Source organism: Desulfopila inferna, assembly GCF_016919005.1.
Classification (GTDB): Bacteria; Desulfobacterota; Desulfobulbia; order Desulfobulbales; family Desulfocapsaceae; genus Desulfopila_A; species Desulfopila_A inferna.
On sequence record NZ_JAFFQE010000001.1, the window covers coordinates 26,409 to 40,656 of the forward strand.

A 14,248-nucleotide genomic window follows, 5' to 3' on the forward strand; every position below is an offset into this window, starting at 1 on the left:
AAAAGATGGGGAAGAATCCAAGCCAAGTTCCTTGATATTGATATATCCAATGCTTAACTAGGAGATAGCGTCTTATTTCATCCTTGTACAAGAAACAAAGATGCGGATCAGATAATGATCCGCATCTTCGATGAAGGCGGGAGATCAGCCGCCACCGATCAAGGGAAAGATGCCCAGAGAGTCATTTTCATGCAACATCGTCTCATGCCGGCAGTGGCGATTATTGATCATAGTGACGCCTACTTCATCCGGGTTGATGTCCAGCTGGTTGATCACTTGCAGCACCGAGACCGGCTGGTCAAATTCGAACACCTTTACTTTAAAACGGTTCTCCCGGAAAAAGGCAAAAAGTTTTACTTCAACCTTCATTAGAAGTCCCAGAAAGTGTCAATCTCCTCACCGCTGAAGTCCCAGACCACATTGTGCGGCGGCAGCTTCTCGAGGGAGAAAAATTCAGGAAGCCGGTCATCTTCTTTGCTGAAGCCGGCAGCTTCGTTAAAGGCCTTTTCCGTCTTGAGGATGTATTTACCGAGGTTAACGACATCATCACCGGTGAGACTGAGCCCGAATCTGGCATTGATCAGATCGATCAGCGCGGGCAAGCATTTTTCATCATCGAGTGCTGCAAAAGCGATAAAGAGACACATACCGGTTGAATCGATGGCGGCCGTGGCAATCTGCAGGTTTCTGGAGAGCTCGATCTGGCCTTCCTTGGACAGCGGATCGACCGAACCCCCGACATTGAGTATGTTGGTGGCAACCGAATAACCCATGGTATGGTCGGCGCCCATGGTCGAGGTGGCATATGTTATGCCCATGCCCTTGATGGCGCGGGGATCATATGCAGGGATGGCCTGATTCTTGACCACCGGTACGCGGGTCACTCCAAATGATTTTCCAACCATGCCGGCGCCGCCGCCGATGATGCGGCCGAGACCGGTACCGTTGCTTACTTCATCGCGCAGAATTCTACACATTCCCGCACCATCGCCGAACTCCAGGACACCTGCCTCCATGGCTACTCCCATGGCAACCGAGGTTTCGATCGAGTCGAGGCCCAGATTATCCATCAAGCTGTCGGCCTCGGCAATCATGTCAAGATCCTCCACACAGCAGTCGGCTCCCATAGCCCAGATCGATTCATATTCAAAACCCGAGGTTTTATACTGCCCCTGAGCATCATTGTATATCTGTGAACACTGGATGACGCAGCCGACATGACAGCCGTGCTTGGCTTTGCCGCCACGTTCCTGGATCAGGTCATACATGGTTTCTCCGGAAATTTTCTCATGGCCCTCAAACTGACCCTGAGTAAAGTTTCGTGTGGGAAGGCCTCCGGATTCATTGATGATATTGACGAGAACGTTGGTGCCGTACTGGCCCAGACCCTGGCTGATGGGGTGATTGACCAGAGCGCTGGCAAAGGCTTTATTGGCAGCTTTGAAGGCCTCTGGATCGGCAATTTCCACCTTGCCGTCTCGAGGATCGATAGTAATATATTTTACACCCTTTGATCCCATGACCGCGCCAAGGCCTCCGCGTCCGGCAGAGCGTACTTTGTTGTCGGGATCCTTAACGGAGATATTGGCCGCAGCCATTTTCATTTCGCCTGCGGGACCGATGCTGATAACACCTTGCTTTCCTTCAAGTTGGGTGCCCAGTTTCTCGGTAACTTCGAAATTGCCCTTGCCGACGAGCTCTGTCTCTTCGCTGACACTCACAGCACCGGGTGATACACTGATTTTATACCATTTACCCTGAGGCGGCTGGCCCTCGATGATGAGCGCCTTGCAGCCGCACCGAGCCAGCAGCTGGGCAGCGGTGCCGCCGGCGTTGGATTCCTTGATTGTACCGGTCAAAGGGCTTTTGGCGCCGATGGAGATGCGGCCGGAGTTGGCGGCCGGTGTTCCTGAAAGGAGCCCCGGGGCGATTACCAGTTTATTGTTTGGTCCAAGCGGATGGCAGGTGGGGGGGACCTCCGCTGCGATAATTGTAGATGTCAGACCGCGCCCGCCATAGGCAGCCCATTTTTCCGGTACATCTTCTACCGTGGTCGATAAATCCGTCATGTTGATGCGAAAGATTTTTTCTGCCATTTTAATTCTCCTTTTGATATTCCGGAGCCTGGCTCCTCGTTGAGTTGTGTCTTTTTTTCACTGTTCATACAAAATTTTGCCGCAATCCCGGAGATTATATCCGCCCAATTCAAGAATTTTCTGATGAAAGCCGGATTGAGTCCGAATAAGATCCAGTAAGGCCAATACCTTGAAATCCGAGTAAAATTCTTCAGGAATGATCAGATCGTAGCGCTCCTCTGCCACTGGGACAAAATCGAGACCCAGGGCGAGTGCCGCGGCCCGGATTCCCATGCCGGTATCGACGCTGCCCGAAGCCACAGCCGCAGCAATTGACATATGGGTATATTCCTCATGCGCATAGCCGTTAATATCTGCGCGATCAATTCCCTGTTCCTTAAGGATCTTGTCGGTCAGAAGACGTGTGCCTGCTCCGCGCTGACGATTGATAAAGGACAGCTGATTTTTGGCAATATCTGCAAAAGTTGCAATTTTTTTGGGATTGCCCTGAGGGACCATGAAGCCCTGCTCCCGATAGCAGAGATTGACGAGCTTGAGCGGTGTCTGGGGAAGAAGACGGCGCAGGAATGGGACATTATACTCGCCGCTTTCTTCATCAAGCAGATGGCTGCCGGCAAGATGAGCCTCTCCGCGACGGATCGCCATGATACCGCCCATGGAACCGACATGGGCGGAGGATATGCGAACCCTTGGTTTGTGTTTGTGGAGTTGATTGGCAAGAAGATCGATGGTGTTGTCATGACTGCCGATAACCACCAGAGTGGCCTCGATCTCGCTCTTCTCTCGAAGCAATTCTACCTGCACTTTTTCTCCGGCGCCAACGCCTTCGCTGCCGGCCGGTATGGTAAGCAATCCATCGGCTCTGACCAACGACATCACGGCACCTGCACCTTTTCCGGAAGGGGTGCACATCAGATTGGCGCCGACATGGCCCAGTGTTACTCTGACCATTTGATCAACACCCATGGAGGAATGAACCGGCCTTGACATTGTTGCAGCGGTATATTCGCGCGGCACCATATCGGTACCCAGAAACCCGGAGATCATTTCTTCGACAAAAAGCCGCATGGTGAGGAGAGCGGAAACCGGATAGCCGGGAAGTCCGATAACCGGAACATCGTCAACAATGGCCAGGATCACGGGCTTTCCTGGTTTTATAGCAATGCCGTGCACGATGACTTCACCTATCTTCGACAGGACGGAGGAGGTGAAATCCTTGGTTCCGGCAGAAGCTCCGGCATTAAGCACCACCATGTCATTGTCTTTGACGGCAGCGAGAATAGCCTCTTCCAGAAGTACCGGTTCATCGGTCACCGGCAGCGACCGCCTGGCTTCGCCGCCCCACTGATTGAGATATCCTGCCAGTATGCGGCTGTTGAATTCAATAATCTGACCTGGTTCGGCACTTTGTCCGGGTTGCACCAATTCGGTACCTGTGGGGATTACCAGAATCCTGGGGCTGCGCTTTACGGTTACTTCGGTGATACCGGTGGCCAGCATGGCGCCCTGGTCAATGGGGCGAATGCGGTGATTTTCCGGGAGAATAAGCTCCGTGGCTACTATGTCCTCTCCGATGGTGCGAACATGCTGCCAGGGTGTAGCCGGAGAGATCAGCTCAACTCTGTCATCACTGAGCAGGTTGACGTCTTCAATCATCACAACGGCATCAAAGTCCGGAGGAAGGGCATTTCCGGTATTTACTGCCTGGTAGTGTTCCGGCGAAAGGATAACGGGATTGGATTCGTTGGCTGAAGCCAGATCGGCAAATCTTACGGCAATTCCATCCATGGCAGCGGCGTTGTAAGACGGGGAAGAGTTTCCCGCAAAAACAGCCTCGGCAGTCAGCCTGCCGAGGCTGTTGTCAACGTTGATGCTTTCCGTCGGAGCGTTGTCGAAAAATCGGTGTCTTCCAAGGGCGGCGTTCCACAGTTCTCTGGCTTCACTCAGTGGTTTATTGGTAAGGTATATATTTCGTGCGCTCATTGATAAAGATGGACCTTTACATCTGAATTTGTATTGAGTCCCTGCAGGGGCTCTTCAATGACTATATAGCCGTGAGAGCGTGACAGGGTGGAAATCGAACCTGATTTTCCGAGGACAGGGTAGGCCTTCAGCTGATTTTCTTCACGGCGCAGCTGCACTCGGACAATATCTTTTCTACCGGGAGCTGAAGGTATATTTTTGGCAAGTACCGCATCAATGGCAGGAATATTCCACGTTTTTTCGCTCTGTTTCCCGGCAAGCTTTTCCATGGCCGCGCTGACAAAAAGCTCGAAGCAGGTCATCGCCGAAACGGGGTGGCCGGGCAATCCGAAAATGGGAGTATCACCGTGCAGGCCGATGAGAATGGGTTTGCCGGGTTTGAGGGCGACGCCATGGACCAGAACGCCGGGAGTGCCAAGTGAATCGATTGCTTTTTCACCAAGATCCCTGGTGCCCACCGAGCTTCCTCCGGAAAAGACCACAACGTCATTTTCAGAGACAGCCCGTTGAATCGCCGGAAAGAAGCTCTCCTGCCGATCCGAGACGATGCCGTAGTCAGTTACATCCGCTCCTAATCGTCTGGCCTGAGCGGCGATGGCGATAGAGTTGATATTGCGTATCTTGCCGGGTTGTGGTCGGCTGCCATAATCAATAATCTCATCTCCGGTGGAGAGAATGCCGAATTTAATCCTCTTTCTCACCTCGATCTCGGTGATCCCCAATCCTGCCAGCAAGCCGAGGTCCTGAGGCCGCAGCTGGTGGCCGGCGGGTAAGGCCACAGTGTTTTTCCGTATATCATCTCCAGCCTGGATGACATTGGCTCCCTGGCCGACGCTTTTGACAACTTCGATCATGGTTGCATCGACCGGTACCGTATGCTCAAACATCACCACACTATCGGCTTGAGGCGGCAGCAGTCCTCCGGTGGCAATTTTGAAACAGTGACCTCCAGAGAGGCTGTCGCTGGGATTTTCTCCCATGAGCACTTCGCCCTGAATCTGCAGATAACACGGCATGGATTCCGAGGCACCGAAGGTGTCGGCGGCCATAACTGCGTAGCCGTCCATGGTTGAACGGGGATATTGCGGGAGATTTTCCGGGGCCAATATCTCGCAAGCGGTAATGCGGTCCAGGGCTACCTCCAGGGCAATAAGTTCAATCGCCGCTTTGCAGTCCAGGTGATCCAGCAGAAGATGAAGGGCCTGATCAACTGCCATGAGCCCCTGGCGTCCCAGCATGTCACGGGTCTGTGTTTTGGACATTAGTGGTTTACTCCTGAAAAACTGTCAAAAACAAGAAAACGGAAAAAATGAGTCAATGAATTAACCTCCTGTGGCCAAAACACTTACCCCCTCAAGGGGGTACTGTAAAGAGTCCAGTTCCGCCAGGCTGAAGTTAGATATCTTTCCCTAGTATTCTGAGATGATATTGAGCGTTGCCGAGCAGACGAGAGAGAAAGATATCAGGCTGCAGTGGCTGACTGTCCAGTTCAATTGAACTTATGGACTGCAGCAGGGAGGGTCGCCTGCCCAAAAAATCTTGAAGGTTTTCTCCAGTGAAATATCCTCCCATAGCAAGAATGCCTGCGCCTTTTTCCTGGGCAATCATGTTGAATAATTTGAGGTGAACCATGGTTTCCTCTGCACTCTCCAATGGTGCCGTCTGCGAAGAGCGGGTGCGCAGGGCCGCACACATACTGTTTCTTCTAAAGATGGCACCTGCAAGACCGGGCATCGCCGCGGAAAGAGCCACTACGTGCCTGGGGTTTGAGAGCGGCTGTTGAAGATCATCAAGGGCGTTGCCGTCCAGGAAAATGGTCTGGATTCTCTCGGAAATATAAACTATGTCAAAGTCGGGCAGGCTGTCAAGAAATACTCCGAGCGGTGTGTGGGTTTGGCATGGCAACAGGATTCCCGACTGAAGAATTGTGGTGAAGAATTTTATCTTCCCAAAAGGAACGGATATCTTTAAGGAAGGTATTATTTTGCTATTGTGTTGCATTTCTTACCAGGCAATATATTTTATTAATGCTTGTCCTTAAATGACACGCTCTCACTGAGCGAACCCGATATAAAACATCTACCAGCGATAATTGCTCTTTGCAGTCCCGTACCTCGCGAAATAATGCATAATATTAGATAAGAGACTCGCTATATAGTAAGATATTCTTCCTGAAATAGCAAAATAAAGTAATTTCCTGCCTCAGGGTTTATCCAATCCAGGTTTAGCGCAAACCGTAAAGGAGGACAAATGAAAGATTTGGCTTTAAAACCATTGCCGGGCGAGCAAATTAAAGGACCGGTTGTTTTTGTGATCATGGACGGTATCGGCATCGGTTCAAGAGATGAGAATGACGGAGTGTACATGGCCTATACTCCAGTGCTCGACCTGTTGCAGGAGGAACCATTGCAGACTACCCTCAAGGCCCACGGGCTGGCTGTCGGATTACCCACTGATGGCGATATGGGGAACTCGGAAGTAGGACATAATGCCCTGGGTGCCGGGCGCATAATCGCACAGGGTGCCAGACTGATTAATGAAGCTATTGCCAATGGGACGCTTTTTTCCGGAGAGAGTTGGCAGGAGGTTGAAAAAAGGGGAAAAGAAGGGAAAACAGTCCATTTTATCGGCCTCGTATCGGATGGCAATGTGCACAGTAATGTACACTATCTCTATACGCTGCTGGACCACTGTGCCGAAAGCGGCATCGAGCATGTTCGCCTGCACGGGCTGTTGGATGGCCGTGATGTCGGTCAGAAAAGTGCTCTTCAGTACTTTGAACCCCTTGAACAGCGACTGACTGAGATATCGGCAACTGGCAAAGATTACCGATTTGGATCAGGAGGCGGGCGAATGGTCACGACGATGGACAGATACGGCGCCGACTGGAATGTGGTCGAGAATGGCTGGAAGGCACATGTGCTTGGGGAGGGAAGACAGTTTTCTTCGGCGTGTGAGGCGATTCGAACTTCCTATGAGGAAGATCCCGACATGACGGATCAGTATGTGGAAAGTTTCGTCATAGCTGAAAAGGGAAAGCCCGTCGGCACCATAGAAGATGGTGATGCCGTCGTCTTTTTTAATTTTCGCGGAGACAGAGCCATCGAATTGTCACGTGCCTTCGATGAGGACGATTTCAATGAGTTTGACAGAAAACGGGTGCCGGATGTCTATTATGCCGGTATGATGCAGTATGACGGCGATGCCAAAATACCTGAAAACTACCTCATCAACCCGCCTGTCATCGGCCGCACTTTGGGAGAGTATCTCTGTGCTGCCGGTATCACCTCGTTCGCCATCGCCGAGACACAGAAATTCGGTCACGTCACTTACTTCTGGAACGGCAACAAATCAGGCTATATTGACAGAGATCTGGAGAAATATGTCGAAATACCTTCGGATAAAGTTACTTTTGAAAAAAAACCCTGGATGAAGGCGGTCGAAGTCACTGATAGTGTCGTTGAGGCCATTGAAAGCGGGGAATATCAGTTTATCCGGCTTAATTATGCCAATGGCGATATGGTCGGCCATACCGGATTTGAAGCTGCTGTAAGAATTGCAGTGGAGACGGTTGATTTCTGTCTTGGCAGGGTGTTGAAGGCAGTTAAAAAGGCCGGCGGTATTCTGGCGGTCAGCGCGGATCACGGCAATGCCGATTGCCTGTATACAGAAAAGAATGGTAAACGTGTACCTATGGTTGCCCATACCACAAATCCTGTCCCGTTCATCGTCAAGGACTTTGGCGGAGAGCGCAGATTTGCCTTGACGGGTGTGAGTGATCCAGGTCTTCCCAATGTGGGTGCTACTCTCATTACCTTACTGGGCTATAGCCCGCCTCCCGATTATGAGCCCTCGCTCCTGGAAAAAGTGTGAAATATTATGGTTGAAAAAATAAGCCGGTCGGAGCAGAAAAGGCTCTTTAAACAGGTCGAGGAACTGGCTGCGGAACTGGCGGAGCTGAGTGACAATGACCTGAAAAAGTTCCCCGGCAGCGAGGCAATAAAGACTGAAATCAAGCAGTGTCGGGGGTTGAAGGGCGGTGCCCGAAAACGTCAGATAAAGTACCTTGGCAAAGTGCTGCGTCAGGAGCACCTGGACGAGGTTTATTCCTTTCTCAAGGACAGAAAAGGCTCAGATTTAAAAGAAAATCAGCATTTTCATCAAGCGGAGAGGTGGCGGGACATCATCGTTAATGAGGCCATGGAGCTCAATGATGTATGCCGCAGGGACCAAATTTCCTTTGAGCCGGATTACCGCAGTGACTTTCTCCCCGATATCCTTGCAGAATTGCCCAGCTTAAATGAAACGGACTTAAGACGGTGTGCCTACGGCTATGTGCGCACCCGCAATAAAACTCATTATCGCGAGCTGTTTCGGATGATTAAGGCGGCAATAGAAGTAAAGGTGCGAGCCGGCACAAACTAACACAATGGACTCGTAAGCTCGATACTACGCCTACCAACAAGCTTTATCGAAGTCTGCACTCTTCGCAGAGTTCATCCCGGCGATAACTTTTACGAGATCATCAAATTTAACAGCCGCGTAGACATCTGCCCTGTCCGTCGAACTCCATAGTCCGGCCGCTCAAGGGCAGGAACACCGGGATGCCATTTATCAGTTTGACAAGTTGAGCGGTTTTTGTACCGGCCCTGCTTCTGCCGTTTACGGTGGCGGCTTCATTCATATTACCGGGGATTACGGCCCTGGGTCTAATCAGCTCGTTAATAGAATAAGCCGCCTCCCTCGGACCGGAAGTGAAGACGCCGCCGGCGTTGATGACTGCCAGTTCTGCGCCGTAAAAACGGCGAATGGTGACATCCTGATCGGCGAAGATGCCGCTGTCTCCGGAAAGATAAACCACCAGATCGTTTGAGAACGTTAGAACATAACCATTTGCCGGGCCGGTGTAGGCCGTTAATCCATCAAATTTAAGCAATCCGGCCAGCTCTTCGTTAATGAAACTGCTGTCGATACCGTTGCTGTGAGTTACCGGAACTATTGCCAGTCGCACCCCTCCTATCTGACGCTCCCCTCCGAAGCTGAGAGGCTCAACCTGTTCTCCGGATCCTCCGGCATCTTCTACCTTTGTCCGTATAAAGCTATACATTTCGCTACCGAGAAAGGCTTTAGCTCTTTTACCGGCAATAATCGCTGCGGTGTTCGAGTGTGGAAGAGTGGACACTTCGGCCTGCGGCTGAGCACAGGTTCCGCTGTCCACCCTGGATATGTGATAGTCTCCTGCATGGTCGGCGTGCATGCTGCTGAGCAAAACGGCATCTATTTTGCCGAGCCGTGTATCATTCGGTCCGATTACAGTGCGACCCGCATCGAAAAGCAGCCTGGTGCCGTCGGGATCCTCAAAAATCAGGGCACGGTCATAGGCGCAGTACTCACCCTCGTGACTGCCGATAGGGGTGATTTTTACTGTCTGCGCCAAAGAGGAAGCGGAAAAGAAAAAAATAACTGCTGCGCAGAAAATACAATAAGCGGTCGTAATGTTTCTCATATCTGACCTCCTGATCCAGCTAAGCTGGAAGAGTGAAATGCTCTAGTTTCTCTTACAATGTATAGGAGCTCAGATGATGATGTCAAGCAACAGATTGCGGCACATTTTTCAGATTGCCGCAGAGTTTCCTATTCGAATTACCGGTGCAATTTTCCTATAGATATTTCAGATAATTGTGGTAAAGCTGCAATGAGTATGATTTTGAAAACACCAATGTCCCACCTTATCAGAAAGGAAATGCCCAGATGAAGAATGTGTTTGCAGATCGCATGGCTGCTGTTCCCAAATCATTTATCCGCGAGATATTGAAAATCTCCCTTGATCCTGAAATCATATCTTTCGCCGGCGGCCTGCCCAATAAAGATCTGTTTCCAACAGCAGCGCTGCAGGCGGCAAGTGCAAAGGTTTTCCAGATCTATGGAAGTGACTGCCTTCAATATGCAGGCTCCGAAGGAAGTCTCGGCCTGCGCGAATTGATAGCTCTTCGATATAAAGAGAAAAAAAACATTGATGTAAGCCCAAAAAATATCCTTATTCTCAATGGCGCACAGCAGGGGCTCGATCTGCTTGGTAAGGTTTTTTTGAACAAGGGAGACGGGATGGTTGTGGAGGAACCGGGGTATCTTGGTGCTCTTCAGGCATTCACGGTCTATCAGCCCGATTTTCGTCCATTTGGAGTGAATGAGAAGGGTGTAGATATGGTTCGATTCCGGGAAGGTGTGGCAATGGCCGATTCCAAGCTTGTTTATGTCGTGCCGAATTTTCAGAATCCTTCGGGTATCAGCTATTCGGAGACGGACCGGGAGCAGATGTGTAAGTACATGCGGGCCGGAAACGCTATATTGATAGAAGACGATCCCTATGGTGAGCTGCGTTTCCAGGGAGAAGCCATACCGTCATTTTACCATTACCTGCCCGAGCAGACCGTTCTGCTGGGTTCATTTTCCAAAACCGTGATCCCGGGTTTTCGGATCGGTTGGATCGTTGCTCCGGATGATATTATGGAGAAGGTGTTAATCGCCAAACAGGCAGCTGACCTGCATACCTGCCATTTCACGCAATATATTTTTTATCATTATCTTCTGGAAAATGATGTGGATGAACATATTCAAAAAATAATCGAATCGTATGGCAGACAGTGCCGGGCTATGATAGCGGGCATGGAAAAACATCTGCCGGAGTCTATTACTTTTACCCGTCCGGAAGGCGGCATGTTTCTCTGGGGGAAGCTTCCCGAGGGGTTCAGTTCCATGGATCTGTTCAATTATGCAGTGGAGGAGAGGGTGGTTTTCGTTCCCGGAGCACCTTTTTACGTCAAGGGCGATAACCCGCAGACTTTTCGACTGAGCTTTTCCTGTGTGGATGAGGCGACCATTGAGGAGGGGATGCTCCGTCTCAGCAGGGCTGCCACCAGGCTCTTTGCCGACTAAGTCGGGAAATTTCACCTCTCTGCTGCTGTTGCCGGGGCGCAGGCGTGATCTCAGCGCATTTCATTGCTGTCAACATAGGCATAAGCGCTATGTTTATGGATCGATTCAAAACTTTCCACGCTAGCTGAAAACCAAGTGATATCGGGGTGGTCCAAGGCTGAGACTGCTACCTTGCGCACGACATCCTCTACAAACATGGGATTTTTGTAGGCCTGCTCGGTCACGTATTTTTCATCCGGTCTCTTCAGCAGAGAATATACTTCACATGATGCTGACTTTTCAATCATTTCGACAAGATCTTCAACCCAGATGAATTTGGAGAATCTGACGTTGAGGCAGACTTCGGCACGTTGATTGTGTGCACCCGCTTCACTGATTTCCTTGGAACAGGGACAGAGAGTTGTGACCGGTACACAGACAGAGAGGGTAAAATCGCTGGTGGATCCGCAGGTACCAGTAAAAGTGCAACGATACTCCATCAACCCTTTGGTTTCAGTAACCGGGGCCTTCTTCTCGATAAAATACGGAAAAATCATCTCCAGTTCGGCGCTTTTTGCATCGAGTGCCTGCTTGACGTCGTCCAGTATTTTGGAAAAGTTGGTGTAGGTGATATCTTCCAGGTATTTATTGAGTACAGAGGTGAAAATAGAGAGACAGCTCTCCCTGCGTTTGCCGGGAATATTTACCCGTAAGGCCATGGTTGCTACGGTGTTTTGAAGCCCGCCGTCCCGTTCGCGAACTTTGACGGGGAGTTGGATATCCTTTATGCCGACAACCTGTATTTGAGCTGACATGATTTTATGAAAATGAGGAAGCAGTGATTAATATTTTTTCTCTGGGCCGGAAGCGGTTCAAAGAAATGGACAGTGAAGCCATTGGTGAATATACTGTGCTCTTTGAGCAAGTAATTGTGTAATACTCTTTTTCGATTGATTCAACAATAATGATTCATAAAAAGACACGGAGGTTGCCGAGTTGGACTCATTTCGTCCGGGTTTTGATGTAGAATATTTTTTCTGGGCGTTTATGATGGATTCATTGTAATTTGTCGAATTCCTATCTTGAACATGCTGAAGAGGAAGACCTAAGAGTTGAGATGAACAATCCGGTTGAAAATATTCGAATTGATAAATGGCTCTGGGCGGCACGATTTTTTAAAACACGGTCCCTGGCTTCACAGGCCGTCAACGGCGGCAAGGTGCATCTTAATGGAGCAAGAACAAAATCTTCCAGATTTGTAGCCCCTGGCGACAGGTTGCTGATTACCAAGCAGGAGCTGGAGTTTGATATCGTTATTTCAGGGCTTTCCAAATACCGTCGTCCGGCTTCCGAGGCCAGGCTGTTGTATGAAGAATCTGCGGAGAGCATTGAACGCCGTCGGGAGCAGGTAGAATTGCGGAAAATGTATTATGCCGGCCAATCTTCACCTGCAAAAAAGCCCGACAAGCGTGATAGAAGAAAGATTCGGGAATTTATACGGAAAAAATAGGAGAAGCTATGAAGAAGATAGAGCGGGCGTTGATCAGCCTTACCGACAAGTCGGGAATCGTGGATTTTGCCGGGCAGTTGAACAGTCTGGGCGTAGAGATACTTTCCACCGGCGGTACCGCCAAAAAGATGCGAGATGCCGGAGTAGAGGTACGGGATGTCTCAGAGTTTACCGGATTTCCGGAAATGCTCGACGGCAGAGTCAAGACGCTGCATCCCAAAGTGCATGGCGGAATCCTTAACCAGCGAGGAAATGAAGAACATCGCCGACAATGCAATGAATACTCTATTGCCGATATCGATCTTGTGGCCGTGAACCTCTATGCCTTTGAGAAAACCGTTGCCGATCCCAACTGCAGCCTTGCCGATGCCATCGAGAATATCGACATCGGCGGACCGACGCTGCTGAGGGCTGCGGCGAAAAATTTTCAGGATGTCACCGTCATCGTTGATCCGGGTGATTATGAGCTGGTGCTGAATGAAATAAAAAGTGACGGAAATACCACTCTGAAGACCCGGTTTTATCTGGCGACCAAGGTATTTGCCCTGACCTCCCAATATGACACGGCAATTTCCGAATGGCTCGAATCGGTTAATGTAGACAACAACGACTACTTCAGAGGAGAATAGACGATGCTCAAAATGGCGGTCCTCCTTTCAGGAAGCGGCAGAACCCTGGATAATTTTCACGAGAAGATTGAAGCAGGCAGTTTGCAGGCGGAAATTCAGACCGTGGTTTCCAATGTTGCCGATGCACTTGGTCTGGAGAAGGCCAGGAAATATGGCTATCCTGCATTTTTTTGCGAAGGAAGCGAGGCAACTAATAATATTCTTGCTGATTATGATATCGATGTAATTTGTCTTGCCGGCTATCTCAAGCTCTACACTCCACCGCAAACGCTGCAAAAGTCGGTAATTAATATTCATCCCTCTCTGATTCCTTCATTTTGCGGTCAAGGATATTATGGATCCAGTGTGCATAGGGCTGTTAAGGAAAGAGGCTGCATGGTAAGCGGCTGTACAGTGCATTTTGCCAATGAAATATATGATGAAGGCCCTATCATCCTGCAAAAATGCGTGGAACTCGGCTACGACGATTCCGTGGATACAATTGCTTCGAAGGTATTTGATGCAGAATGCGAGGCCTTCCCGGAAGCAATAAACAGGGTAAATGAAAAGGGTGTCGAATTTTTTTGGCAGCGGGTGGTGAAGTGACTGAGACACAGACAATAATGACAGGTGATGATATTACCCTGGCCCTGCGGCGAATCGCACTGCAGATACTGGAAAAGAATCATACTGCCAGGCGACTGGCTGTTGTGGGCATTCACACCTGTGGCGTCTTTCTTGCTGATCGTCTCGTCCGGCTTATTGAAGATATCAGCGGCGGCCCGGTGGATTCCGGGAGCCTTGATATCACTCTTTACAGGGATGACTGGAGCTTGATAACGCAGAGTCCCGTGGTAAAAACCACCGACATCGTTTTTTCGGTGGAAGGGGTCAACCTGATACTGGTTGACGATGTGATTTTTACAGGCCGGACAATACGGGCGGCCATGGATGCCATCATGGATTACGGCAGGCCGAACTCCATTCAATTAGCTTCACTGGTGGACCGCGGCGGCCGCGAGCTTCCTATCCAGCCGGACTATACCGGACTCGTCACCAGCGTGCGTCCCAATGAACGTATTCAGGTCCTACTGAGCGAGCAGGATAATGAAGATCGGGTAATTATTGAAAGCTGA

13 protein-coding genes and 1 pseudogene are annotated in these 14,248 nt (G+C 50.2%); 7 read left to right on the forward strand and 7 right to left on the reverse strand.

Annotated elements, in window-relative coordinates; translation table 11 throughout:
- Positions 1-144 precede the first annotated feature (144 nt).
- The 5 genes from JWG88_RS00095 to JWG88_RS00115 all read right to left on the reverse strand — a co-directional run bounded on the left by JWG88_RS00095 (position 145) and on the right by JWG88_RS00115 (position 6,080).
- Positions 145-369, reverse strand: a complete 225-nt coding sequence (locus tag JWG88_RS00095; RefSeq protein ID WP_205231646.1) for a MoaD/ThiS family protein — start codon at positions 367-369, stop codon at positions 145-147.
- Entirely contained in the window at positions 369-2,096 is a 1,728-nt protein-coding gene (locus tag JWG88_RS00100; protein WP_205231647.1) for an aldehyde ferredoxin oxidoreductase family protein, read from the reverse strand. Before JWG88_RS00100 ends, JWG88_RS00095 begins: the two co-directional genes overlap by 1 nt.
- A 57-nt stretch (positions 2,097-2,153) precedes the next feature.
- Positions 2,154-4,079, reverse strand: a complete 1,926-nt coding sequence (locus tag JWG88_RS00105) for a molybdopterin biosynthesis protein (protein WP_205231648.1) — start codon at positions 4,077-4,079, stop codon at positions 2,154-2,156.
- Positions 4,076-5,341, reverse strand: a complete 1,266-nt coding sequence (locus tag JWG88_RS00110) for a molybdopterin molybdotransferase MoeA (RefSeq protein ID WP_205231649.1) — start codon at positions 5,339-5,341, stop codon at positions 4,076-4,078. The genes JWG88_RS00105 and JWG88_RS00110 overlap by 4 nt, the downstream gene beginning before the upstream one ends.
- Before the next feature lie 133 nt (positions 5,342-5,474).
- Positions 5,475-6,080, reverse strand: coding sequence for a hypothetical protein (locus JWG88_RS00115; RefSeq protein ID WP_205231650.1), 606 nt, complete (start codon positions 6,078-6,080; stop codon positions 5,475-5,477).
- 249 nt (positions 6,081-6,329) lie between these two features.
- Between JWG88_RS00115 and gpmI the strand changes: the two genes are divergently transcribed.
- Positions 6,330-7,952 (forward strand): 2,3-bisphosphoglycerate-independent phosphoglycerate mutase, encoded by a 1,623-nt coding sequence (gene gpmI, locus JWG88_RS00120; protein WP_205231651.1) that lies wholly within the window; start codon positions 6,330-6,332, stop codon positions 7,950-7,952.
- 6 nt (positions 7,953-7,958) lie between these two features.
- On the forward strand, positions 7,959-8,504 hold the full coding sequence (yjgA, locus tag JWG88_RS00125; RefSeq protein WP_205231652.1) for a ribosome biogenesis factor YjgA: 546 nt from the start codon (positions 7,959-7,961) through the stop codon (positions 8,502-8,504).
- A gap of 106 nt (positions 8,505-8,610) precedes the next feature.
- On the opposite strand, the gene JWG88_RS00130 is transcribed toward yjgA, so the two are convergent.
- A complete protein-coding gene (locus JWG88_RS00130) occupies positions 8,611-9,585 on the reverse strand; it encodes an MBL fold metallo-hydrolase (RefSeq protein ID WP_205231653.1) in 975 nt (324 codons plus the stop codon).
- A gap of 245 nt (positions 9,586-9,830) precedes the next feature.
- Between JWG88_RS00130 and JWG88_RS00135 the strand changes: the two genes are divergently transcribed.
- Positions 9,831-11,015 (forward strand): aminotransferase-like domain-containing protein, encoded by a 1,185-nt coding sequence (locus JWG88_RS00135; RefSeq protein ID WP_205231654.1) that lies wholly within the window; start codon positions 9,831-9,833, stop codon positions 11,013-11,015.
- Positions 11,016-11,065: 50 nt separating this feature from the next.
- Here JWG88_RS00135 and folE2 read toward each other — a convergent pair whose 3' ends face one another.
- On the reverse strand, positions 11,066-11,809 hold the full coding sequence (gene folE2 / locus JWG88_RS00140; RefSeq protein WP_205231655.1) for a GTP cyclohydrolase FolE2: 744 nt from the start codon (positions 11,807-11,809) through the stop codon (positions 11,066-11,068).
- A 302-nt stretch (positions 11,810-12,111) separates the two neighbouring features.
- On the opposite strand from folE2, the gene JWG88_RS21795 reads away from it, so the two are divergent.
- The 4 genes and pseudogenes from JWG88_RS21795 to pyrR all read left to right on the forward strand — a co-directional run bounded on the left by JWG88_RS21795 (position 12,112) and on the right by pyrR (position 14,248).
- Complete coding sequence (locus JWG88_RS21795) at positions 12,112-12,504, forward strand: RNA-binding S4 domain-containing protein (protein ID WP_205231656.1); 393 nt, start codon at positions 12,112-12,114, stop codon at positions 12,502-12,504.
- A gap of 8 nt (positions 12,505-12,512) precedes the next feature.
- Positions 12,513-13,088, forward strand: a pseudogene (locus JWG88_RS00150) (IMP cyclohydrolase); the annotation flags it as partial.
- A 48-nt stretch (positions 13,089-13,136) separates the two neighbouring features.
- Positions 13,137-13,718 (forward strand): phosphoribosylglycinamide formyltransferase, encoded by a 582-nt coding sequence (gene purN / locus JWG88_RS00155; RefSeq protein ID WP_205231658.1) that lies wholly within the window; start codon positions 13,137-13,139, stop codon positions 13,716-13,718.
- Entirely contained in the window at positions 13,715-14,248 is a 534-nt protein-coding gene (gene pyrR / locus JWG88_RS00160) for a bifunctional pyr operon transcriptional regulator/uracil phosphoribosyltransferase PyrR (RefSeq protein ID WP_205231659.1), read from the forward strand. Before purN ends, pyrR begins: the two co-directional genes overlap by 4 nt.